This is a genomic window from Lysobacter sp. DMC97, from assembly GCF_056313745.1.
In genome coordinates, this window is the sequence record NZ_JBQUZR010000002.1 from 657,393 (window position 1) to 680,692 (window position 23,300).

General features: G+C 70.1%; 22 protein-coding genes. 15 read left to right on the plus strand and 7 right to left on the minus strand.

Going from position 1 to position 23,300, the window contains the following annotated elements:
- Positions 1–35: 35 nt before the first annotated feature.
- Positions 36–374 (plus strand): DUF5713 family protein, encoded by a 339-nt coding sequence (locus tag ACT53Q_RS05850; protein ID WP_476185719.1) that lies wholly within the window; start codon positions 36–38, stop codon positions 372–374.
- A gap of 56 nt (positions 375–430) precedes the next feature.
- A complete protein-coding gene (gene pip / locus ACT53Q_RS05855; protein ID WP_476185720.1) occupies positions 431–1,375 on the plus strand; it encodes a prolyl aminopeptidase in 945 nt (314 codons plus the stop codon).
- 55 nt (positions 1,376–1,430) lie between these two features.
- On the opposite strand, the gene ACT53Q_RS05860 is transcribed toward pip, so the two are convergent.
- The 7 genes from ACT53Q_RS05860 to ACT53Q_RS05890 all read right to left on the minus strand — a co-directional run bounded on the left by ACT53Q_RS05860 (position 1,431) and on the right by ACT53Q_RS05890 (position 8,439).
- Entirely contained in the window at positions 1,431–1,697 is a 267-nt protein-coding gene (locus ACT53Q_RS05860; RefSeq protein ID WP_476185721.1) for a hypothetical protein, read from the minus strand.
- A 149-nt stretch (positions 1,698–1,846) separates the two neighbouring features.
- On the minus strand, positions 1,847–2,542 hold the full coding sequence (locus ACT53Q_RS05865) for a DUF1294 domain-containing protein (protein ID WP_476185722.1): 696 nt from the start codon (positions 2,540–2,542) through the stop codon (positions 1,847–1,849).
- 84 nt (positions 2,543–2,626) lie between these two features.
- A complete protein-coding gene (locus ACT53Q_RS05870; protein ID WP_476185723.1) occupies positions 2,627–3,967 on the minus strand; it encodes a PQQ-dependent sugar dehydrogenase in 1,341 nt (446 codons plus the stop codon).
- Positions 3,968–4,176: 209 nt separating this feature from the next.
- On the minus strand, positions 4,177–4,395 hold the full coding sequence (locus ACT53Q_RS05875; RefSeq protein WP_476185784.1) for an ATP-grasp domain-containing protein: 219 nt from the start codon (positions 4,393–4,395) through the stop codon (positions 4,177–4,179).
- A 171-nt stretch (positions 4,396–4,566) separates the two neighbouring features.
- Positions 4,567–4,995, minus strand: a complete 429-nt coding sequence (locus tag ACT53Q_RS05880) for a hypothetical protein (RefSeq protein WP_476185724.1) — start codon at positions 4,993–4,995, stop codon at positions 4,567–4,569.
- Positions 4,996–5,120: 125 nt separating this feature from the next.
- Complete coding sequence (locus ACT53Q_RS05885) at positions 5,121–5,771, minus strand: hypothetical protein (protein WP_476185725.1); 651 nt, start codon at positions 5,769–5,771, stop codon at positions 5,121–5,123.
- Between the two features lie 121 nt (positions 5,772–5,892).
- Entirely contained in the window at positions 5,893–8,439 is a 2,547-nt protein-coding gene (locus ACT53Q_RS05890) for a penicillin-binding protein 1A (protein ID WP_476185726.1), read from the minus strand.
- 239 nt (positions 8,440–8,678) lie between these two features.
- On the opposite strand from ACT53Q_RS05890, the gene ACT53Q_RS05895 reads away from it, so the two are divergent.
- The 13 genes from ACT53Q_RS05895 (at position 8,679) to ACT53Q_RS05955 (ending at position 23,218) form a co-directional block, all read left to right on the plus strand.
- A complete protein-coding gene (locus tag ACT53Q_RS05895; RefSeq protein WP_476185727.1) occupies positions 8,679–9,737 on the plus strand; it encodes a pilus assembly protein PilM in 1,059 nt (352 codons plus the stop codon).
- Complete coding sequence (locus ACT53Q_RS05900) at positions 9,737–10,555, plus strand: PilN domain-containing protein (protein WP_476185728.1); 819 nt, start codon at positions 9,737–9,739, stop codon at positions 10,553–10,555. Before ACT53Q_RS05895 ends, ACT53Q_RS05900 begins: the two co-directional genes overlap by 1 nt.
- Positions 10,552–11,328, plus strand: coding sequence for a type IV pilus inner membrane component PilO (locus tag ACT53Q_RS05905; RefSeq protein ID WP_476185729.1), 777 nt, complete (start codon positions 10,552–10,554; stop codon positions 11,326–11,328). The genes ACT53Q_RS05900 and ACT53Q_RS05905 overlap by 4 nt, the downstream gene beginning before the upstream one ends.
- Positions 11,328–11,870 (plus strand): pilus assembly protein PilP, encoded by a 543-nt coding sequence (locus tag ACT53Q_RS05910; RefSeq protein ID WP_476185730.1) that lies wholly within the window; start codon positions 11,328–11,330, stop codon positions 11,868–11,870. Before ACT53Q_RS05905 ends, ACT53Q_RS05910 begins: the two co-directional genes overlap by 1 nt.
- Positions 11,871–11,887: 17 nt before the next feature.
- Positions 11,888–13,882, plus strand: a complete 1,995-nt coding sequence (locus tag ACT53Q_RS05915) for a type IV pilus secretin PilQ (RefSeq protein ID WP_476185731.1) — start codon at positions 11,888–11,890, stop codon at positions 13,880–13,882.
- Positions 13,883–14,097: 215 nt separating this feature from the next.
- Positions 14,098–15,099, plus strand: a complete 1,002-nt coding sequence (locus tag ACT53Q_RS05920) for an AAA family ATPase (protein ID WP_476185732.1) — start codon at positions 14,098–14,100, stop codon at positions 15,097–15,099.
- A 28-nt stretch (positions 15,100–15,127) separates the two neighbouring features.
- On the plus strand, positions 15,128–16,039 hold the full coding sequence (locus ACT53Q_RS05925; RefSeq protein WP_476185733.1) for a DUF58 domain-containing protein: 912 nt from the start codon (positions 15,128–15,130) through the stop codon (positions 16,037–16,039).
- A complete protein-coding gene (locus ACT53Q_RS05930; RefSeq protein WP_476185734.1) occupies positions 16,036–16,566 on the plus strand; it encodes a DUF4381 family protein in 531 nt (176 codons plus the stop codon). The genes ACT53Q_RS05925 and ACT53Q_RS05930 overlap by 4 nt, the downstream gene beginning before the upstream one ends.
- The gene (locus ACT53Q_RS05935; RefSeq protein WP_476185735.1) at positions 16,563–17,582 is read left to right on the plus strand and encodes a VWA domain-containing protein; all 1,020 of its coding nucleotides are present in this window, start codon (positions 16,563–16,565) and stop codon (positions 17,580–17,582) included. Before ACT53Q_RS05930 ends, ACT53Q_RS05935 begins: the two co-directional genes overlap by 4 nt.
- On the plus strand, positions 17,579–19,408 hold the full coding sequence (locus tag ACT53Q_RS05940; protein ID WP_476185736.1) for a vWA domain-containing protein: 1,830 nt from the start codon (positions 17,579–17,581) through the stop codon (positions 19,406–19,408). The genes ACT53Q_RS05935 and ACT53Q_RS05940 overlap by 4 nt, the downstream gene beginning before the upstream one ends.
- On the plus strand, positions 19,408–21,150 hold the full coding sequence (locus ACT53Q_RS05945; RefSeq protein WP_476185737.1) for a BatD family protein: 1,743 nt from the start codon (positions 19,408–19,410) through the stop codon (positions 21,148–21,150). Before ACT53Q_RS05940 ends, ACT53Q_RS05945 begins: the two co-directional genes overlap by 1 nt.
- A 126-nt stretch (positions 21,151–21,276) precedes the next feature.
- Positions 21,277–22,644, plus strand: coding sequence for a dicarboxylate/amino acid:cation symporter (locus ACT53Q_RS05950; protein WP_476185738.1), 1,368 nt, complete (start codon positions 21,277–21,279; stop codon positions 22,642–22,644).
- Positions 22,645–22,768: 124 nt separating this feature from the next.
- A complete protein-coding gene (locus tag ACT53Q_RS05955) occupies positions 22,769–23,218 on the plus strand; it encodes a hypothetical protein (RefSeq protein ID WP_476185739.1) in 450 nt (149 codons plus the stop codon).
- Positions 23,219–23,300: the final 82 nt, after the last annotated feature.

Genomic DNA, 23,300 nt, shown 5'->3' on the forward strand with positions numbered 1-23,300 from the left:
CTGGACGCCCGTCCCGCTGCCGGAGCGCAGGGCCGATGCCCGTGACGAATCCGAAGATCCTCGCGCATGCCTTCCTCGAAGACATGGGCGAGGACGACTACTTCCCCGATGCGCTGGTCGATCGCGGCCGCGACATCCTGCTGCGGCTGTGCGCGCGGATCGAAGCGGAAGTCCCCGCGAGCCTCGATGCGCTGTACGCGCTGACGCACGCCGCCACCGTGGAATTCAACGCGCTGGACGACGCCTTGCAGGACGCCGGCAGCGAGATCGAGACCGCAGCGCGCGAGAACATCGCCGGCGACTTCGACTTCATCGCCGCCCGCTACGGCTTCGACGCCGACATCGAGGCACTGATCGCACCGCGCGACTGGTAATGCCGCACCGGCGGCCGACGCCGCCTCCCACGACACCATCCCCCGGGGTTTTCCGCATGCGTACGCTGTATCCAGAGATCACGCCCTTCGACACCGGCACGCTGCGGGTCGACGATCGTCACGTGCTGTACTACGAACAGTGCGGTAACCCGCACGGCAAGCCGGTGGTGATGCTGCACGGCGGCCCCGGCGCCGGCTGCGGCGAGAAGATGCGGCGTTTCCACGATCCCGCGAAGTACCGCATCGTGTTGTTCGACCAGCGCGGCGCCGGTCGCTCGACGCCGCATGCCGATCTCGTCGGCAACACCACCTGGGACCTCGTCGCCGACATCGAGAAGCTGCGCGAAACGCTGGGCATCGAACGCTGGCAGGTGTTCGGCGGTTCGTGGGGCTCCACGCTCGCGCTCGCCTACGCCGAGACGCATCCCGAGCGCGTGACCGAACTGCTGCTGCGCGGCATCTTCATGCTGCGACGCTGGGAGCTGGAATGGTTCTACCAGGAAGGCGCCTCGCGCCTGTTCCCGGATGCGTGGGACCACTACCTCGCCGCGATCCCGGTGGTCGAACGCCACGACCTGATCTCCGCGTTCCACCGCCGCCTCACCAGCGACGACGAAGCCACCCGGCTCGCCGCCGCGCGCGCCTGGAGCGTGTGGGAAGGCGCGACCAGCTTCCTGCACGTCGACGACGATTTCGTCGCCGGCCACGAGGACGCGCACTTCGCGCTGGCGTTCGCGCGCATCGAGAACCACTACTTCGTCAACGGCGGCTTCTTCGAGGTCGATGACCAGCTGCTGCGCGACGCGCACCGCATCGCCGACATCCCCGGCGTGATCGTGCACGGCCGCTACGACGTGGTCTGCCCGATCCAGAACGCCTGGGACCTGCACAAGGCCTGGCCGAAGGCCGACCTGCACATCAGCCCCGCCGCCGGTCACTCCGCCTTCGAGGCCGAGAACACCGACGCGCTGGTGCGCGCGACGGATCTGTTCGCGGGTTGATCACGCGATCGCCGCTTCCGGTGGGTGGCGCGGGCCACCGGAAGCGGTCGCGGCCTCACAGGCTGTAGCAGTTGGTCGTGTTGTTGCCGTAGCAGTACTGCGTGTCGTAGAACAGCCACTGCGCGCCGTCCGACGTCCATTCGCAGTGGTAGACGTACTTGTAGAACGAATTGACCGAGGCGCGTTCCAGCTCGTAGGTGAAACCGCCGAGCGAATCGACCGTGCAGGTGGCGGGATCGGGCTGTGCGCTGGCCGGCGTGCTCGCGGACATCAGCACCGCGAACGTGGTCGCCAGCAGGCCGGTGAAAAACGTGCGTGTCATCGTGGTCGTCCTTGCAGGAGCCGCCATTGGAGGGCTTCGCGCATGGAACCGCGGCGGGTGCTTCCATGCCCCTCGGGAGTGGTATTGACGTCGCGATGCCTACTGTTCCGCGAATCCCGCGGGTTGTCCATCGCCGGTCGTCGGCGCCGTCAGCCGGCGTCCTTCGACAGCGTGCCCGCGTACCATGCCAGCACGACGACGTTCGCGAGCACCGTGAACCAGAACGTCCACAGGAACTCGGTCTTCTTCGACTTGTGCCGGAACCAGCGCTGCGCGAGCAGCGCACCGGGCCAGCCGCCGCATAGCGCGATCAGGTGCAGCGTGCTTTCCGGCGTGCGCCAGCGGTCTTCGGCGGCGGCGCGCTTGTCGCTGCGGTAGGCCCACAGCGCGCCGAGACTCATCACGCCGTACAGCGTCCCCGCATGCACGGGCAGGCGCCCGGTGGCGATCAATGCCGCGAGCGCCAGCGCGAATATGCCCACGAGCACGTAGCCGAACGTGCCGCGCGACGGTGCTTCGGATGTGGAGCCGCGTCGCATCGCGGTGGATCGTGCGGGCGTCGCTCTCGCCGCCGTCGGGCGTGCCGGCGGTGGTGGCCGCACGGAGCGGGATGGCGCGGGTTCCAGTCGCATCGGTTCATCCGCGAAACGGATCGCCGTCGCCTGCAGCCGGCCCCGCGCATCGCGCGCGGTGGCGTAGGTCAGCACGTCGCCATCGACCGGCCGCCGTCCCGCGCGCTCGAACGCCTTGATGTGGACGAAGGCGCGGTCGCCGCCGCCGTTCGGCGTGACGAACCCGAAGCCCTTGTCGTCGTTCCAGTGCGAAAGCCGTCCCTGTAGGCGCATGGCGAGCGTGAAGCGTGGCGTTGCCGCGATTGTGCCGCATCGTGCGTCGACATGGCGGGCGTGCAGGCCGGCCCGCGCGCCGGATCACCGCGGCGCCGGCATCACCCGCCACACCGTGTTGCCGACGTCGTCCGCCACGAGCAGCGCGCCGCGACCGTCCACCGCGACGCCCACGGGTCGGCCGCGTGCGTTGCCGTCGTCGTCGACGAAGCCGGTCAGGATGTCTTCCGGATCGCCCGCCGGTCTGCCCGCGGCGAACGGCACGAACACGACCTTGTAGCCGCTGCGCGGCTTGCGGTTCCACGAACCGTGTTCGCCGATGAACGCGCCGCCGCGGTAGCGCGCGGGGAAGGTCGTGCCGTCGTAGAAGGCCAGTCCGAGCGCGGCGACGTGCGGGCCCAGCGCGTAGTCGGGCTTGACGGCGCGGGCGACCAGATCGGGGCGCTGCGGTCGGACGCGGGTGTCGACGTGCGGCCCGTAATAGCTGTACGGCCAGCCGTAGAACGCGCCGTCGCGCACCGAGGTCAGGTAATCCGGAACGAGGTCGCTGCCGATCTCGTCGCGCTCGTTGACCACGGTCCACAGCACGCCCGTCTCCGGCTGCCACGCGAGCCCGTTCGGATTGCGCAGCCCCGACGCGAACGTGCGCGCACGGCCGGTGCGGGCATCGATTTCCAGGATCCGCGCGCGGTCTTCCTCGACCGCCATGCCGTTCTCGCCGACATTGCTGTTGGAGCCGACGGTCACGTAGAGGCGCGTGCCGTCGCGGCTCGCCAGCACGTTCTTGGTCCAGTGATGGTTGATCGGGCCGGCCGGCAGCGCCGCAAGGCGCGCGGGCGTCGCGGTGATCCGGGTGTCACCCGCACGGTAGGTCACCACGCGCAGCGCATCGGTGTCCGCGATGTAGAGCTTGTCGCCGACCAGCGCCATGCCGAACGGCGAATGCAGGCCTTCCAGCAGCATGGTGCGCAGCTCGGCCACGCCGTCGCCGTCGCCATCGCGCAGCAGGCTGATCCGGTTCGCGCTGGGCACGCCCGCGCCGGCCTGCTTCATCACCGCCTTCATCACCGCGCCCTTGAGGCCGCGGCCGTCGTCCGGCTTCGGCGGCGCGTTGGTCTCTGCGACGAGCACGTCGCCGTTCGGGAGGACGTACAGCCAGCGCGGATGATCGAGCCCCGTTGCGAACGCACCGACCCGGAATCCTGTCGCCGGCGTCGGCGTGGTGCCCGCAGGCCAGCCGACGGCCGGTGCGATGTCGATCGTGGGAATGAGCGTCGGGTTCGGCTCGGGCAGTTGCGGCGTCGGCCCGGTGCCTGCGGCGACCGCGAGGTTCGCGTGTTCGCTGCAGGCGGCCAGCGACGCCATCGATGCGATCGCCAGCAACTGGACTGCACGACGACGCAGGGCGCCATGTGGCGAACGCATGTCCATCGTCGTGACCTCCGCATGTCGAGATGGGCAGGTATACGCGCGCGTCGATGAATGCCGTTGCCGGCGTTGCCGCGCCGCAGGATGCATGCCGCGCAGGGGATTGCGCACGATGCGCGGAGCTGGCGTGGTTGCTTGCATGGCGGTGCGATGCCGATGCTTGTCGTCGCATCGGATCGGTCAAGGCGGTGGGCCTGGGGCCCACCCTACGCGGCGGGGAGGTGATCGAGGATGGCGCGCCACAGCCGCTGCGGCGGGATGCCGGCGTGTCCGGATTCCTGCGCGTCGTTGCATTCGATGATGATCCAGCGGCCGTCCGCGGTCATCGCGATGTCGACGACGAGGAACGGCACCGGCACGCGCGCCGCAACGCTGGCGGCCAGGGCGAGCCCGTCATCGAGACGGTCGCTGCGATACGGCGCCAGTTAATGCCAGTGCGTAGGGTGGGCCCTTGGCCCACCGTCATGACCGAACCAACCCAACAACGATGAGCCGAGTCGCTCCGACATGCGCGCGACGCACATGGAAGCGGCGCGATAGTGGGCTTGGGGCCACCCTGCGACGCTTGTGGCGTGTGGGTTGGATGTGCTGCGTTTTCAGTAGTTCTTGAGTATTTCTCTGTAAGCTCGATCCAATGTGGTCACGGTGCTTGTATCGTAGGATATGTAGTCGGCCTCAAATTGATCTTCAATTTCAAAACTCAAGTGAAAACTCGATGCGGTACCTACAGATACGCTTTCTTCAAATTCATCAAATTGATCGGCTGTGATGTCGATCAATGTTTCTTCATTTTTAAGCCAGGCGTGAGAAATTTCTGAATGATTGGTTGGATCCCATCGGGTGCCTAGAATGTAATCAAAGCCGTTGATTCCATTCTCTATCAGATGCCTTCCAAGTATGAGTGCTGTGTCTCCGCAGCTTCCCCGTGGGAACTGCTCGAAGCTTATCGGGAGTAGTTTCTTGTCGGTTTTCTCGATCGCGCTTCTCATTTTTCTCGCGATATCTTGAATACTCTCGATGTTCACGGTGTTTTCTGCTGCTTTGAATATTAAATCGCGCGTGCAGGGTTGGTTTCTGGTCGGGCATGACTCGCGTGCGTCGAAGTGCCGGTGGCGCGGGACGACAAGCGCCTTGCCACGGAAGCCCAGACTTATCCTTGGGTGCCTTCAAACCCCGCCACCTCCTCCTCCAACAGCAGCGCCCGCAATTGCGCTGCGGACGCACGCCGCATCGGCTTCTCGTCGATGTTCGACAGCGGGGCCTGGCGCAGGGCGGCGTGGGGCAGGACGGTGAGGTCGAAGCTCAGGTCTTCGGCGGAGAACAGCCAGGTCGGGGCGTCGAGCGGGCGTTCGCGGTCGAGGCGGATGCGGCGGCTGCGCGGTTCGGCGGGGATGCGGTGGTCGTCGAGGAAGCGCGGCACGCTCTCGGCGTCGTCGGTGTAGAGATGCAGGTGCACCGGCGCGTTGGCGTCGGCGGTGCCGTCCAGCACGGGGCCGACGAGGCGCGGGTCGAAGCCGGCGAAGAACTCCATCGCGCGCAGCGCGGCGTCACGGCGGCGGCGCAGTTCGGACGCCTGCGCGTCGCCCTGGAACAGGCGCTGGTATTCGCGCAGGGCTTCCTCGATCTCGCGGTTGCGCGGCAGCGAGGCGTCGTCGTGGATGCCGAGGCGGGCGGCGGCCTTGAGCTTGGCCTGGTGGAAATCGTGGATGCCGGATTCGGCGATCAGCCGGGCGGCCTCGCGGGCGAGCCGGTAGCGGCGCTCGCGGACTTTCGTTTCGGCGTGCTGGCGGGCGTGGTGCATGGGCAGCGTCCCGGCGTGGCCAAGCTCGACTGTAACGGAAAGCGGTGACCGCCAGAAGCGTCGCCTCCGGCGGCCCGTGCCCGCGCGCTTCCTGCCGGGAGCGGCGCGGGCGGGTGCGGCATCAGAAGATGTCGAACGATTCCTCGCTGGGCACGGCGTCTTCGGCGCCGTAGTCCTCGACGTAGGTCTCCATCTTCTCGAGGTCTTCGACCTTCACGTATTCGGTGATGCCGCCGGTGCCGTTGGTGGGCAGCAGCTGGCCGCCGGCGGTGACCGCGACCTTGACCATGCCCGGCGGCGGGTCGTTCGGCGCGATCGGCACGTCCTTCAGCGCCTTCTGCATGTAGGCGATCCAGATCGGCAGCGCGGCCTTGCCGCCGTATTCGCGGTAGCCCAGCGACGAGTTGTCGCTCTTGCCCACCCACACCGTGGTGATGAGGTTGCCGCCGGTGCCGGAGAACCACGCGTCGCGGTGGTCGTTGGTCGAGCCGGTCTTGCCGGCGATGTCCTCGCGGCCGATCACGCGGGCGTCGGTGGCGGTGCCGTGCAGCACCACGTCGCGCATCATCGAGATCAGCTGGTAGGCGATGCGCTCGTCGATGGCGCGCGGCGCCAGCACGGCGTCGGCCGGCAGCGTCGCGGGCGTTTCGGCGGGCTTGGCGGTGGTGACCTTCGGGCCCTTCTTGTCCTTGGGGTCGGGCTTGTCGGCGCCGGCGCCGGCGGGGCCCAGGTCGAAGCCGTCGACCACGGTGGAGGTCGGCGCCAGCGGCTGGCCGGCCGCGCCCTGGCCGCAGGTGCGGCAGGCGATGGCGGGCTTCATCGTGAAGATGACCTTGCCCTCGCGGTCCTTCACTTCGCGGATGAACCACGGGTCGATGCGGAAGCCGCCGTTGGCGAAGGCGGCGTAGCCTCGGGCGATCGACAGCGGCGTCAGCGAAGGCGTGCCCAGCGCGATCGACAGGTTCGGCGGCAGTTCCTCTTCCTTGAAGCCGAACTGGGTGATGTATTTGCGGGCGTAGTCCACGCCGATGGCATCGAGCATGCGCACCGAGACGAGGTTGCGCGACTGCACCAGCGCCTGGCGCACACGGATCGGGCCGGCGAAGCCGCCGCCGTCGTTCTGCGGGCGCCAGACCTTGCCGCCGCGCATGCGGAACACCACCGGGGCGTCCAGCACGATGGAGGCCGGGTTGTAGCCGCGCTCGAATGCCGCGGCGTACACGAACGGCTTGAACGACGAGCCCGGCTGGCGGCGCGCCTGGGTGGCGTTGTTGAACTTGCTGCCGGCGAAGCTGTAGCCGCCGACGATGGCGCGCAGCGCGCCGGTGTCGGCGTCCAGCGAGACCAGCGCGGATTCGGCGCGCGGGATCTGGTCGAGGCGCCAGGTCACCGGGCCGGCGGGCTCGGCGGCGGGCGCGCCCGGCTTGGCGTCGGCGGTCTTCGCCTCGGGCACGATCTTGCGCACCCGGGTCACGTCGCCGCGCTTGAGCAGGGCGCCCGGCGGCTTGCCGGTCCAGCGCGAGGCGTCGGGGCCGAGGTCCAGCACGGTGCCGTCGGCCAGCACCACCTGGGCGTTGGTGGCGGTGGTGCCCAGCACCAGCGCCGCGCGCAGTTCGCCCTGGCTCGGGAAGGCGCGCAGGCGCACGGACGCGGCGTTGGCGTCCTCGCCGGCGGCCAGGTCCAGGTGCGGCATCGACTTGGGGTTCCAGCCGTGGCGGTGGTCGTAGGTGCCCAGGCCGTCGCGCACCGCGGCATCGGCGGCGGCCTGCAGCACCGGGTCGATGGTGGTGGTGACGTGGTAGCCCTTGGTCAGCGCTTCCTTGCCGTAGCGCTCGACCATCTCCTGGCGGACCATCTCGGCCACGTAGGGCGCGTAGACCTCGACCGGGCGCTCGTGCGGGGTGGCGTGCATCGGCGCGGCCTGCGCGGCCTGTTCCTCGGCCGGCGAGATCATCTTCAGCTCGCGCATGCGCTGCAGCACGTAGTCGCGGCGGATCTTCGCGCGTTCCGGGTTGTTGAGCGGGTTGCCGGTGGACGGGAACTTGGGGATCGCCGCCAGCGAGGCCATCTCGTCGAGGGTCAGCTGGTCCAGCGGCTTGCCGTAGTAGAACTCGGCCGCGGCGCCCACGCCGTAGGCGCGATTGCCGAAGAAGCTCTTGTTGAGGTACAGCTCGAAGATCTGGTCCTTGGTCAGTTCCTGCTCCATCTTCCGCGCCAGCAGCATTTCCGCGAATTTGCGGCTGTAGCTGTACTCGGAGCTGAGGAAGAACTGGCGCGCGACCTGCTGGGTGATGGTCGAACCGCCGGCCACGCGGCCCTTGTCCGAGGTCAGCAGCTGCCAGACCGCGCGGCCCACGCCCTTGTAGTCCACGCCGCCGTGCTCGTAGAAGCGGGCGTCCTCGATCGCCATGAAGGCGTCCTTCACGTGCCGGGGCACCTGCGCGATCTTCACCGGGTAGCGCCGGGTCTCGCCGAACAGGCCCATCAGGCGGCCGTCGGCGGCATACACATATAAAGGTTCCTGCAGCTCGACGTGGCGCAGGGTGTCGACGTCGGGCAGTTTCGAGGACACCGACACATAGAGAAGGCCGAAGGCGGCGCCGCCGGCCAGCAGGCCGAGGACGGAAAGCAGCAGCGCCCAGCGCAGCAGGCGGCGGAGACGGGACATGGGCAGGGCGATCCTGGCTTCGGAGGCGGACGGGCGGGGAAGGGATTATAGGCGGCCCGCCCCCGCGGCCGGGGCCCCCGGAGCGCCCCCGGCAGGGTCGGCCGGCCCCCCTCCAGGTCGTGACAGAGGTCACTCTCATGCGATCCCGAGCAAAGGGGTAGTTGCCTTGGGATGCAAAGTCCGTTATTTAATGTATTGGGACACGTAACGCGCGTAAGCGCGCGTGGGAAGGGGAAAAAGTGGGACTGTTCGCAAAAAACCAGTCACCTCTGGTGGGTGTCGACATCAGTTCGACCGCCGTCAAGCTCCTGCAGCTGTCTCGGGCCGGCGACCGCTATCGGGTGGAACACTACGCGGTCGAGCCGTTGCCGCCGAACGCCGTGGCCGAGAAGAACATCGTCGAGGTCGAGGCGGTGGGCGAGGCCATCCGGCGCGCGCTCAACCGGTCCGGCAGCAAGGCCAAGTTCGCGGCCGCCGCGGTGGCCGGCTCGGCGGTGATCACCAAGGTCATCCCGATGCCCGCCGAGCTCGACGAAGACGACATGGAGTCGCAGATCGAGCTGGAGGCGGTCAACTACATCCCGTACCCGATCGAGGAAGTGAACCTCGACTTCGAGGTGCTGGGCACCATGCCCGGCAACCCGGAGATGAACCAGGTGCTGCTGGCCGCCTCGCGTTCCGAGAACGTGGAGATGCGGGCCTCGGCGCTGGAGATCGGCGGCCTGACCGCGAAGGTCATGGATGTCGAGGCGTTCGCGATCGAGAACGCCTACGCGCTCATCGCCGGCAGCCTGAACGTCCCGCACGACGGCATCGTCGCGCTGGTCGACGTCGGCGCCACGATGACCACGCTCAGCATCCTGCGCAACGGCCGCAACATCTACAGCCGCGAGCAGGTCTTCGGCGGCAAGCAGCTCACCGACGAGGTGATGCGCCGCTACGGCCTGAGCTACGAGGAGGCGGGCCTGGCCAAGCGCCAGGGCGGCCTGCCGGAAAGCTATGAAATCGAGGTGCTGGAGCCCTTCAAGGAAGCCATGGCCCAGCAGATCGGCCGCCTGCTGCAGTTCTTCTACGCGGGCAGCGAGTACAACCGGGTCGACCAGATCGTGCTGGCCGGCGGCTGCGCCTCCATCGCCGGCATCGCCGCGATGGTCGAGGAGCAGCTCGGCGTGCAGACCGTGGTCGCCAATCCGCTGGCCCAGATGACGCTCGGCCCCCGCGTGCAGGCCCACGCGCTCGCGCAGGACGCGCCCGCGCTGATGATCGCCTGCGGCCTCGCCCTGAGGAGTTTCGACTGATGGCACGGATCAACCTCCTCCCGTGGCGCGCCGAACGGCAGAAAGAGCGCAAGAAGCAGTTCCTGATCATGCTGGCGTTCTCCGCGGCCGCCGGGTTCGCGCTCTGGTTCGGCGTGGACACCTATTACGACATGCAGGTGTCCGGCCAGCAGGAGCGCAACGCGTTCCTCGACGGCCAGATCACCGAGGTCAAGCAGAAGATCACCGAGATCGAGGAGCTCGAGAAGAAGAAGAGCAACCTCCTCAGCCGCAAGCAGGTGATCGAGGAACTGCAGGCCAACCGCTCGCAGATGGTCCATCTGTTCGACGCGCTGGTCCGCACGATCCCCGACGGCGTGATCCTCACCGGCCTGAACCAGGAAGGCGACAAGCTCACGCTCGAAGGCCGCTCGCAGTCGTATGCGCGGGTCAGTAATTACATGGACAACCTGGCCGCGTCCGGCTGGATGACGAAGCCTGACCTGTCGGTGATCCAGGCGCAGGACGACATCACCGGCCTGCCGCACACCTTCAAGCTGACGGTCACGCTGTCCAACCCGAACGCCAAGGCCGAAGACGGCAGCACGCCGGCCGGTGCCGCGCCCGCCGCGGGGACCGCGCCGCAGACCACGACGCTGCAGCCGCTGGTGCCCGCCGGCCAGCCCGCACCTGCCGCCGGTGCCGCCGGTGCCGCCCCGGCGCCCGCCGGCGGTGCCGTGACCGCGCCTGCCGCGGCGCCTGCGCCCTCGGCCGCCGCGCCTGCGGCCGCGCCGGCCCCGGCCAAGACACCCCCGAGCCCGAACAGCGGCAAGCCGTCTGCGGGAGGAGCCGCGCGATGAAAAAGAAGATGTCGCTCAAGGAGCTCGACTTCAACAACGCCGGCTCCTGGCCGCGCGAGTGGCAGCTCGGCTTCTGCTTTGCCCTCGGCCTGCTGATCCTGTTCCTGCTCTGGAACTTCCTGACGCGTCCGAAGGGCGCGGCGCTGGAAGCACTGGAAGGGGAAGAGAGCACCAAGCGCGCCGAGTTCGAGAAGCTGCAGGGCCAGGCCGCCAATCTCGAACCGCTGAAGCAGCAGCTCGCGCAGATGGAGCAGCAGCTCCAGCAGATGCTGCGCCAGCTGCCGAGCAAGACCGAGATGCCCGACCTGATCGTCGACATCTCGCAGACCGCGCTCGCCACCGGCATCGCCAACGAGCTGTTCCAGCCGGGCGCCGAGACCGCGCAGGAGTTCTACGCCGAGAAGCCGATCGAGCTGAAGATGCTGGGCACGTACCACCAGTTCGGCGCCTTCGTCAGCGGCGTGGCCTCGCTGCCGCGCGTGGTCATCATGACCATGCACGACATCTCGCTGAAGCCGCGCGAAGCGTCGGGCGGCGACAAGGGCAAGAAGCCCGCCAGTATCGGCCCGGGCACGGTGCTCGAACTCAAGGGCACGGTGAAGACCTACCGCTACCGCGATCCCAACGAGGACAGCGAGGGCGGTGACTCGACGACGGCCAACGGCAAGCCGGCCGCTGCGCCGGGCACGCCGCCGGTGCCGGGCGCCGCCGCCGTCACCTCGGGCATGCAGAAGACCCAGGCTGCCGCCAACCAGGCCGGAGGGAGCCGCTGATGCGCAGATCCATTCCCAACGCCGCCCGTTTCGCGCTGATGGTGCCGCTCGCGCTGGCCGCCGCCGGCTGCGGGCGCAGCATCACCAGCACCCCAGGCGATGCGCCGAACCTGCAGGAGTGGGTCGCTGGCATCAAGGCCAAGCCCGCGCCGCCGCTCGATCCGCTGCCGGTGATGCAGCAGTTCGAGACCTTCGAATATTCCGCGCAGACGCTGCGCGACCCGTTCAGCACCGCGTTCGCGCCGGGCTCCTCGGCCGCGGGTCCGCGGCCCGACGACGGCCGTCCGAAGCAGGCGCTGGAACAGTTCCCGCTCGACTCGCTGAAGATGGTGGGCACGATCGGTACGCGCGGTTCCCTGGTGGCCCTGGTGATGGGCCCCGACAAGGTGACGCAGCGCGTGGTACCGGGCAATTACATGGGCCAGTCCGACGGACGGGTGACCGGGGTCTACGAGGATCGCATCGAACTCGTCGAGCTGGTGTCCGATGGTGCAGGCGGTTGGCTGGAGCGGCCGGCGACGGTTTCGCTCGATGACGAATAAGACGAGGGGATAGCGAAATGATCGTACTCAACGCGCATAGCCAGCAGCAGGGCCGTCGCACCAAACCCGTGAAAGTCGCGCTTCTCGGCCTGGCTGCCGGGCTGCTCGCGGCGCTCAGCGCCGTCGGTGCCGCTCCGCCGCCCGCACCCGCACCGGCTGCGACCGCGGTCCAGCAGGCACCGGCGATCGCCTCCGTCACCAGCATCGACTTCAAGCGCGGCGACGGCGGCTCCGGCAAGCTGATTCTGCACTTCGACGGCGACGGCGCCATCCCCGACCTGCGCACCAGCGACAACGGCGTGGTCGTGGACATCGGCAACGCCACGATGGCCGCCAACCTCCAGCGCACGCTGGACGTCACCGACTTCGCCACGCCGGCGCAGCAGGTCCAGTCCAGTGCCTCGGGCGACAAGTCCCGGGTCACGGTGAGCGCGAAGGGCGGCTTCGAGTCGCTGGCCTACCAGACCGGCCGCGACTACATCGTCGAACTCGTCCCGCGCGCCGCCGCGCCGGATCGCGCCGTCGGCGCCGCCTCGTCCCGCGCGACCACCACGGCGGCGGCCACGCCCGCCTCGAATGCGGCGGGCGCCCGCTACAGCGGCCGTCCGGTGACGTTCAACTTCCAGGACGTGCCGGTCCGCACGGTGCTGCAGCTGATCGCCGAGGAGTCCAACCTCAACATCGTCGCCAGCGACACCACCCAGGGCAACGTCACCCTGCGCCTGATCAACGTGCCGTGGGACCAGGCGCTGGACATCGTCCTGCAGGCCAAGCAGCTCGACAAGCGCCGCAGCGGCAACGTGGTGTGGGTCGCCCCGCAGTCCGAGATCGCGAAGTTCGAGCAGGACAAGGAAGACGCCCGCATCGCGATCGAGAACCGCACCGAGACCGTCACCGAGTACATCCCGGTCAGCTACGGCAACGCCGAGGACATCGCCAAGCTGCTCACCGACGACAGCAAGGGCAACAGCTCCGGTGGTGGTGGTGGCGCCGCCGGTGGCGGCAGCACCCAGCAGCAGAGCCGCGGCTTCCTGTCGCAGCGCGGCAGCCTCAGCTTCGACCGTCGCACCAACACCCTGCTGGTGATCGACATCCCGCCGCGCGTCGCCGAGATCCGCCGCCTCGTCAACCAGCTCGACAAGCCGGTCGACCAGGTGCTGATCGAAGCCAAGATCGTGATCGCGACCGAAGACTTCGCCCGCGAACTGGGCGCCAAGTTCGGCATCAACGGTTCGCGCAACAACGTGAACTTCGGTGACAGCATCTCCAGCACGACGGCGACCCGCAATTCGCAGATCAAGGCGGAGCAGGATTACCTGAAGGCGCTCAACGAATGGGAGGCCGCAGGCCGCGTTGGTGTCAAGCCAGTGCCCGGAACATACACCGTCACCAAGGGGCCGAACGTCAGCCTGCCCGCGACCGTCGGCAGCCTGATCACCAACACCCCGGCCAGCCTCGCCTTCACCATCCTCAACGCCGGCTACTACCTCGACATCGAGCTGTCGGCGATGCAGGAAGAAGGCCGCGGCGAAGTGATCTCCAACCCGCGCGTGGTCACCAGCAACCAGCGCGAGGCGGTGATCAAGCAGGGCAAGGAAATCGGCTACGTCACCACCAACTCCTCGGGCGGCATCGTCACCCAGACGGTGAACTTCAAGGACGTGGTGCTGGAACTGAAGGTCACCCCGACCATCACCAACGACGGCCGCGTGTTCCTGAACATGGCGGTGAAGAAGGACGAGCTCGAGGACTTCGTCGACACGGTGAGCGGCGCGGTGCCGCTGATCGCCAAGCGCGAAGTGAACACCGCGGTGCTGGTCGAGGACGGCAACACCGTCGTGATCGGCGGCGTGTACGAGTTCTCCGACCGCAGCCAGGCCGCGAAGGTGCCGTTCCTGGCCGACCTGCCGGTGCTGGGCAACCTGTTCAAGAAGAAGGGCCGCAGCAAGAGCAAGGCCGAGCTGCTGATCTTCGTCACGCCGAAGGTGATGACCGTCGCCCCGCGCGTCTGAGCGCGGCCCGCACGGGACATCGATCCGCGGACACGGGGGCTTCGGCCCCCGTTTTCGTGTCCGGCCGACCGCTGCCGGACACCGGGGACGGCGGCATGACGGCCGCGCGGCGCCCGGCTCGGTCGCTGACGCCTCCTGAATCTTCCGGCTGAACATTTCGACCGGACATCGGTCAAACTGCGGGTCGCCTCCCGCCTCAAGGACGCCCGCCGCACATGACGGACACCGCTTCCAACGCCCGACTCCACGCCGCGTTCACGCAGTTGCGGGATCGGCTTTCCGCCGAGATCGTCGGCCAGTCCGCGCTGATCGAGCGCCTGCTCATCGCGCTGCTCGCCGACGGCCACCTGCTGGTGGAAGGCGCGCCGGGCCTGGCCAAGACCACCGCGATCCGCGCGCTGGCCTCGCGCCTGGAAGCCGATTTCGCCCGCGTCCAGTTCACGCCCGACCTGCTGCCCGCGGACCTCACCGGCACCGAGGTCTGGCGTCCGCAGGACGGGCATTTCGAATTCCAGCCCGGGCCGATCTTCCATTCGCTGCTGCTGGCCGACGAGATCAACCGCGCGCCGGCGAAGGTGCAGTCGGCGCTGCTGGAGGCCATGGGCGAACGCCAGGTCACCGTGGGCCGCCGCACCTATCCGCTGCCGCGGCTGTTCCTGGTGATGGCCACGCAGAACCCGATCGAGCAGGAAGGCACCTTCCCGCTGCCCGAGGCGCAGCTCGACCGCTTCCTGATGTACGTGCGCATCGGGTATCCCGAAGCGGCGATGGAAGCCGAGATCCTGCGCCTGGCGCGCGAGCGCGCACGGGCAGGCGACGCCCCGACGACGCCGTTCGAGGCCTCGCCGCAGGTGCGGCTGTCGCAGGCGGACGTGTTCGCCGCGCGCGACGCCGTGCTGGACCTGCACCTCGCGCCGCCGGTCGAGCGCTACATGATCGAACTCGTGCTGGCCTCGCGCGATGCGCGCCGCTACGACGCCGCGCTGGCGCGCCGGATCGGCTGGGGCGCCAGCCCGCGCGGCTCGATCGCGCTGGAACGCTGCGCCCGCGCCCGCGCCTGGCTGGCGGGACGCGATTTCGTCACGCCCGAGGACGTGCGCGCGATCGCCCACGACGTGCTGCGCCATCGCGTGCTGCCCAGCTACGAGGCCGTGGCCGAAGGCTGGGACGGCGAGCGCCTGGTGCAGGCGCTGATCGACAAGGTGCCGCTGCCCTGAGCGAGGCTCGGCAGCGCGCGAGGGCGACATGAGCGAAGGCATCGTTCCCGGACTGGACGAACTGGTGGCGCTGCGACGCGCCGCCACGGGCCGGCGTCCGCCGCGTCGCGGGCGCCACGGCATGAGCGGCCAGGCGCCGTCGCCGATGCGCGGCCGCGGCATGGAATACGCCGAATCGCGCGAATACACCCAGGGCGACGACGCCCGCCACATCGACTGGCGGCTCACCGCGCGCACCGGCAAGCCGCACACCAAGCTGTTCCAGGCCGAACGCGAGCGGTTGACGCTGATCGTCGCCGACACCGCACCGGCGCTGTATTTCGGCACCCGCGTGCGCTTCAAGTCGGTGCAGGCCGCGCGCGCCGGCGCGGTCGCGGCGTGGGCCGCGGTGCGCGACGGCGACCGCCTCGCCGCGCTGCGCGGCAGCGTGCGCGAGCCGCCGGTGATCCCCGCCTCGGGCGTGCGCGGCGCGCTGCGCGTGCTCGACGCGATGGTGCGCTGGTACACGCGACCGCCCGAGGAAGACGGCGGCCTGGGCGTGGCGCTGGATCACGCCGACCGCCTGCTGCGCCCGGGTTCGCGGCTGGTGGTGCTGGCCGATGCGGCCAGCGTGCTGGCGCAGGCGCCGTCGCGCTGGCCCACGCTGGCGCAGCACCGCGAGGTGATCGTTCTGCTGCTGTGCGATCCGATCGAACGCGACCCGCCGCGGGCCAATCTGCCGTTCCGCGTCGAACGTCCCGCCACCTCCACCGCGTCGACGCGGATCGAACTCGACCTCGCCGGCAGCGTGCAGCGCGCGCGCTGGCAGGCGGCGTTCTCCGCGCCGATCGCCGAAGCGATGAAGACGCTCGCACGCAGCGGCATCCGCACGCGCGCGCTGTCGACCGACATGCCCAGCGAAAGCTGGCTCGACCTGTTCCAGGGCACGCGCGCGGCATGAGGCTTCCCCTGTCCCTGCTCGCGCAGACCCCGGCGGCGTCGGAGCCCGATCCGCTGCAGCTGCGCGACGTGCACCTGCCGCCTGCGCCGCCGCTGTGGCCGCCGGCCCCGGGCTGGTGGCTGGTGCTGGCCGTGGTGCTGGCGGTGCTGGGCGTCATCGCCTGGCGCCTGCACCGGCGGCGCCAGTGGCAGCGCGGCATTGAGGCGCTGTTCGACGCCACCGTCGAGGCCGCGCCGTCGACCACGGCCCGTGTGGCCGCGATCTCCGAACTGTTGCGGCGCGCCTCGCGGCTGCGCGATCCCGCGGCCGACCGCCTGGCCGGCGAGGCCTGGCTGCGCTTCCTCGATGCCGGCGAACGCTCGCCCGCGTTCACCGGCGCGGTCGCGCGCACGCTGCTCGACGGCCCGTTCCGCCCGGACACGGCGGCCGCGGACTGCGAGGCGCTGCGCATCGCGGCACGGGCGCGGTTCGTGCAGCTGATGCGGCCGCGGCCGTGGTGGCGCACGCTGCGGAGGCGTCGCGCATGATCGAAAGCCTGCGCCAGCTGCTGCTGCAGACCTTCGCCTGGCCGTGGTGGCTGCTGGCGCTACCGCTGCCGTGGCTGGTGCGCCGGCTGACGCCGCCGGCGTCGGGTGCGGCCGCGGCGCTGCGGGTGCCGTGGGGCGACCGCCTGGCCGCGATCGGCGGCCGCGTCGGCCCCGCGCGGGCGACGCCGATCGGCCTGCTGCCGTGGCTGGCGTGGGCGCTGCTGTGCGTGGCCGCGGCGCGGCCGCAGCAACTGGGCGAAGTGGTGCAGCCGCCGCAGGCCTCACGCAACCTGATGCTGGCGCTCGACCTCTCCGGCAGCATGGACGAGCGCGACATCGAACTGGGCGGGCGCACCGTCACCCGCCTCACCGCGGCGAAGGCGGTGATTTCCGACTTCCTCGAACGCCGGCGCGGCGACCGCGTCGGCCTGATCATCTTCGGCGAGCGCGCCTTCGCGCTGACGCCGCTGACCCGCGACCTCGACACCGTGCGCGAGCAGCTCGACGGCACCGTGTCCGGCATCGCCGGCCGCGCCACCGCGATCGGCGACGCCATCGCGCTGTCGACCAAGCGCCTGCAGGCGCAGCCGGCGGAGCAGCGCCTGCTGATCCTGCTCACCGACGGCATGAGCAACGCCGGCGCGCTGGATCCGCTGAAGGCCGCGGCCATCGCCCGCGATGCCGGCGTGCGCGTGCACACCATCGCCTTCGGCGGCTACGGCGCGGGGCTGTCGGTGTTCGGCCTGCCGATCCGCATGCCCAGCGCCGCCGACACCACCGACGAGGACGGCCTGCGCAAGATCGCCGAACTGACCGGCGGCCGCGCCTATGCCGCGCGCGATGCCGACCAGCTGGCCGGCATCTATGCCGAGATCGACCGGCTGGAACCGGTGAAGCTGCCCGGCCAACGGCTGCGGCCGCGGATCGAGCGCTATCCGTGGCCGCTGGGCGGCGCCATCGCCTGCGCGCTGCTGGCGCTGCTGCTGCGGCGACGCGTGGCGGGAGCGGTGCGATGAACGAGCTGCCGGTGATGGGCACGTTCCACTTCCTGCGCCCGCTGTGGCTGCTGGGCCTGCTGGCGCTGCCGCCGCTGCTGCTGTGGATGCGCCGCCACCGCCAGCGCGGCGAGATCTGGCGCGGCGTGGTCGACGCGCACCTGCTGCCGCACCTGCTGGAGGCCGAGGGCGGCCGCCGCGCCGGCTGGCGCGCGCACCTGGCGCAGGGCGTGTTCGTGGGCGCGGGCCTGCTCGCGGTGCTGGCGCTGGCCGGCCCGAGCTGGCGCGAGCTGCCGCAGCCGCTGTGGCAGGACCGCATGCCGCTGGTGATCGCGGTCGACATGTCCTCGGCCGCCAACGCCGCCGACGTGCCGCCGTCGCGGCTGCTGCAGGCGCGGGCGAAGATCGCGCAGATCCTGCGCGAACGCGGCGGCGGGCAGACCGCGCTGGTGGCGTTCGCCGAAGATGCCTTCACCGTCTCGCCGCTCACCGACGACGGCAACAACGTCGCGCTGTTCCTCGACGCGCTGTCGCCGGACGTGATGCCGCGCGACGGCAGCCGCGCCGATCGCGGGATCGAGGAGTCGGTGCGCCTGCTCAAGCGCGCCGGGTTCCACAAGGGCGACATCCTGCTGGTCACCGATCGCGCCGGCGGCAGCGCCGACAGCGCGGCGCTGGATGCGCGCGGTGCCGGCTATCGCGTCTCGGTGCTGGGCCTGGGCGGGCTCACCGGCGGGCAGTACCGCAATGCCCGCGGCGAGGTGCATACCGCGCGGCTGCACGGCGCGGAGCTGCGTGCGCTGGCGGTGGCCGGCGGCGGCAGCTACGCGGCGTTCGCGCCGGGCGACGCCGACCTGCGCGCGCTGGGCGTGCTGCGGGCCGGCCGCATCGACCAGGCGACGGCGCAGGACAAGCGCGGCACCGCCGCACTCGACGAAGGTTTCTGGCTGTTGCCGCCGCTGCTGCTGCTGGGCCTGCTGGCGTTCCGCCGCGGCGTGCTGGCGGTGCTGGTGATCGCGCTGTGGCTGCCGTGGCGACCGGCCGCGGCCGCGGATCTGTGGGAGCGCAAGGACCAGCGCCAGCACGAGGCGATGGCGCAGGGCGTCGAGGCCTACCGTCGCGGCGATTTCAAGGCGGCCGAATCGGCCTGGGCCGGGTTGCCCGGCGCCGAGGCTGCCTACAACCGCGGCAACGCGTTCGCGCGCCAGCAGCGTTACGACGAGGCCATCGCCGAATACGACCGCGCGCTGCGCCAGCAGCCGGGCATGGCCGACGCGATCGAGAACCGCCGCAAGGTGGAGCAGGCCCGCCAGCGGCAGCAGCAGAAAGAGCAGCAACAGCAGGAACAGAAGCAACAGCAACAGCAGCAGAAGAACCAGCAGCAGGACCAGCAACAGAAGGACGGGCAGCAGAACCCGTCGCAGGGCCAGCAGCAGAAGGAACAGGAAGAGAAGGAGCGGCAGCAGCGCGAGCAGCAGCAGAAACAACAGCAGCAGAAGGAGCAGGAAGAGAAGGAACGGCAGCGGCGCGAGCAGCAGGAGAAGGAACGACAGCAGAAGCAGCAGCAGGGACGCCCGATGCCGGGCGAGCCGCCGAAACCGGTCGATCCGGTACAGGCGGCCGAACAGGCCGCGGCCGATCGCGCCGAGCGCGAGCGCATGGCGCGCGCCCGCGCGGGCGGCACCACGCCGCAGTCCGGCACGCCGCCGAAGGAAACCCGCGAGGTGCGTGAGCGGCGGCTGGCCAACGAGGCCTGGCTGCGCCGCGTGCCCGACGATCCGGGCGAGCTGCTGCGCGAGAAATTCCGGCTGGAGCAGAAGCGCCGCAAGCGCGAGGGCGACCGCTGATGCGCGCCGTGCCGCGCCTCGCGCCGAGCGCGATCACGCGCCTGTTCCGCTGGTTCGCGCTGGTCGTGGCGCTTGCCGTCGTCGCCCCGCCCGCGCTGGCGCAGCGGCTGCCCGCCACGCTGGACCGCCAGCGGATCGAGATGGGCGAAACGGTCACCTTGACCATCGACATCGATTCCGCCGTCGCCCGCGGCGGCATGCCCGATTTCACCGGCCTGGTCCACGACTTCCGGATCGTGAACCAGGCCACGTCGCAGCAGGTGTCGATGAACGGCGGCAGCATCCAGATGACGTTCCGCCTCCAGCTGGAGCTGGCGCCGACGCATCCGGGCGAGATCGACATCCCGCCTTTGTCGTTCGGCGGCGCGCGCACGCCGCCGCTGCACCTGACCGTGCTGCCGCCGCGCGTATCGGCGGACACGCCCGCGCCCGGCGCCGACGTCGAGCGCGGGGCCGGCAACGGGCCGGTGTTCATCGAGACCAAGCTCGACACCCTCGCGCCGTACGTGCAGCAGACCGTCGGTTACACCGTGCGGCTCCACTACCAGCTCGGCACACTGCTGGAAGGCCGCCTGGACCAGGACCTGCCCGATGGCGCCAGCCTGCAGAAGGTCGGCGACGACAAGGAAACGCTCGAACAGGTCGGCGGCGCGCAGTACAACGTGGTCGAGCGCCACTTCCTGCTGATCCCCGAACGCGCGGGTCGGGTGACGATGCCGGCGCCGCGTTTCCTCGGCCGCATCTCGACCGGCTTCGGCGGCGCGTTCGGCACGCTGGGCGGCGGCGACGACATGCGCATCCTCGGGCCGTCGCCCGAACTCCAGGTGAAGGCGATTCCGGCCGATGCGCCGCAGCCGTGGCTGCCGCTGGCGGGGCTGCAGCTGCGCTACCTCGACACGCCGCGCAGCGCGCGCGCCGGCGAGACCGCGCTGGTCACCGTGCAGGTCGTGGCCGACGGCGCGGTGCTCGCGCAGTTGCCCGACCTTTCCCTGCAGGTGGACGGCGGCGCGCAGGTGTTCCCGGAATCGGCGCAGACCTCGGCGGATTTCGTCGGCGGCCGCCCGCAGGCGACGACGACGCGGCGGTTCGCGCTGCTGCCGACGCGCGCGGGCACGCTGCGCGTGCATGCGCCGCGGATCACGTGGTGGGACGCCGCGGCCGGGGTCGCCCGCACCGCCACGCTGCCGGACCTGGTGCTGCCGGTGGCAGCCGCGCGACCCGGCACGCAGCCGCTGGCCGGCGACGGCGACGGCGCGGACGACAGCGACGACGACGGTTTCTCGTGGCGTGACTGGATGCCCGGCAACCTCTGGGCGATCGCGCTGCTGCCGATCGGCGCGATCTGGCTGGTCTCGCTGGTCGTGGGTGTCCGGTTCTGGTCGCAGCGACGGCAGGTCGCGAAGGCGCCGCCCGCGGCCCCGGGTCGGGCTGCAGCGACCGCGACCGTGCTGCCCGATCCCCAGGCGCTGGCGACCGCGCTCGCGCGCGGCGACCGCGCCGCGGTGGAGCGCGCGCTGTGCGCGATGGCGGGCGTGCGCGATCTCGACGGCGTGCGCATGCGCCTGGCCGATCCGGCCCAGCGCGAGGCCGTCGCCGCCTTGCAGCGCGCCCGCTGGGGCCGCGGCGATCCGGCCGCGGCGATGGCCGCGATGCGTGCCGCGTTCGCGCAGGGCCCGCGCTGGTGGCCGCGCCCGCGCCGCGCGCCGCCTTCGCTGCTGCCGCCGCTGTATCCAGAACGCTGAGCCGCGCGGCCCGGTTCGCCTGCCCGCGGCCGGGGGATCGCCCGTTCGTTCGTCGCGCCCGTCCGCGGGCAGGGCGCCGCGGGGCATGGTGTACGCTCTCGCCTTTCGTCCGAGAGGAGCCGCGCCATGGCCCACGCCGTCGTCACCCCGTCGCCCGCGAAGCCCGGCGGCATCCCGCTGCACGTCAAGGTGATGATCGGTTTCCTGGTCGGCGTGGCGCTGGGCGTGCTGGCCTACGTGGCGACCAAGGGCGCGTGGGCCGGCACGCTGGACGAGGCCACGCTGCAGTCGGTCATCGACAACGCCACCAAGCCCTTCGGCGAGATCTTCCTCAACCTGCTGTTCATGCTGGTGGTGCCGCTGATGTTCTCGGCGCTGGTGCTGGGCGTGGCCGAACTGGGCGACATCGCCAGCCTCGGCCGCCTCGGCTGGAAGACGCTGCTCTACACCGCGATCGTCACCGGTGCCGCGGTGCTGATCGGCCTGGTGATGGTGAACCTGCTGCAGCCCGGCCTGCACATCACGCGCGAGCTGGTGGACAGCGCGCTGTCGAGCAACCTGCAGAAGGCCGGCGACATCGTCACCAAGGGCGAGGCGCTGAGCTTCCGCGACCTGATCGTCAACATCGTGCCGCACAACATCGTCGGCGCCATGGGCGACGACAGCAAGAAGCTGGGCATCGTGTTCTTCTCGCTGATGATCGGCATCGGCCTGGTGATGAAGCCCACGCCCGGCACGCAGGCGTTCAAGCACGCGCTGCACGGCCTGTTCGAGATCTGCATGCACCTGATCGGCATGTTCGTGAAGCTGGCGCCGTACGCGGTGGCCTGCTTCATGTTCAACCTGTGCGCGAAGCTCGGCTGGGACGTGATCGTCAGCCTGTTCTGGTTCGTGGCGACGGTGCTGATCGCGATCTTCATCCACGGCTTCGTGGTGCTGCCGCTGTGGGTGCGCTTCATGGGCGGCATGTCGCCGCTGGCGTTCTTCCGCGGCGCGCAGGAGGCGATGCTCACCGCGTTCGCCACCGCTTCCTCCACGGCCACGCTGCCGGTGACGCTGCGCGTGGCCGAGGAAAACCTGAAGCTGCCGCGCAAGGTCTCGCGCTTCGTGCTGACCGTCGGTGCCTCGGCCAACCACCACGGCACCGCGCTGTTCGAAGGCATCACCGTGCTGTTCCTGGCGCAGGTCTACGGCCTGCACATGCCGATCGACCAGCAGGTGCTGGTGCTGGCGCTGTGCATCCTCGGCGGCATCGGCACCGCGGGCATCCCGTCGGGCTCGCTGCCGGTGATCGCGATGATCTGCACCATCGTGCACATCCCGCCGCAGGGCATCGGCATCATCATCGGCGTGAACACCTTCCTCGACATGTGCCGCACGTCGCTGAACGTGACTGGCGATCTCGCGACCGCGGTCGTGGTCTCGCACCGCAGCGGCGAGCGCGACGCGCCCGGCGGCACGCTGCCGGACGATCTCGACGAGATCGTGCGCTGAATCGTGCGCTGAGCCCCGTCGCCGCCGGATCCGCGACGGCTTCGCTTGTGGCCGTCGCCGTGCGGCTGGCAGAATCGCCGCGAGTCGCCCGCACCGGGCGTCACGCAGACAAGGAGAACGCAAGATGCGCATGATGTTCGCGACGCCGGCGCTGCTGGCCGTCACGCTGCTGGCCGCCGCGGGGACGGCGATGGCCGGCGACCCGCCGTGCAAGACCAACTTCAAGGAAGAGGGCCGCTTCATCACCGGTCGCCGCTTCAGCAGCTTCGACACGGTGACCGGCGTGAGCGTGTCGACCGCGTTCAAGCGCATCTACGCCGAAGGCACCAAGTCGGGCCTGCGCGTCGCCTCCAGCGACGAGAAGGCGGGCGTGATCTCGTTCGAGCAGCCGAACGCCGGCTCCACGCTGGGTGGCACCTCGGCCGACCTGCCGTGGAACGTCGTCATCGAGTCCGCGGGCAAGAAGGACGTGAAGATCACCGTCACCAAGACCACGCCGGGCGGTTATTCGACCAGCACCAAGTTCCAGATCGAATCGATCTGCGCGGTGATCGACGCGGCGCGCAATCCCTGAGTCGTCGCCGTCGTTCCGCACCATGACGAAGCCCCGGTCGCCGCAGCGGCCGGGGTTTCGCGTTTCCGGGCCTGCATCCGAC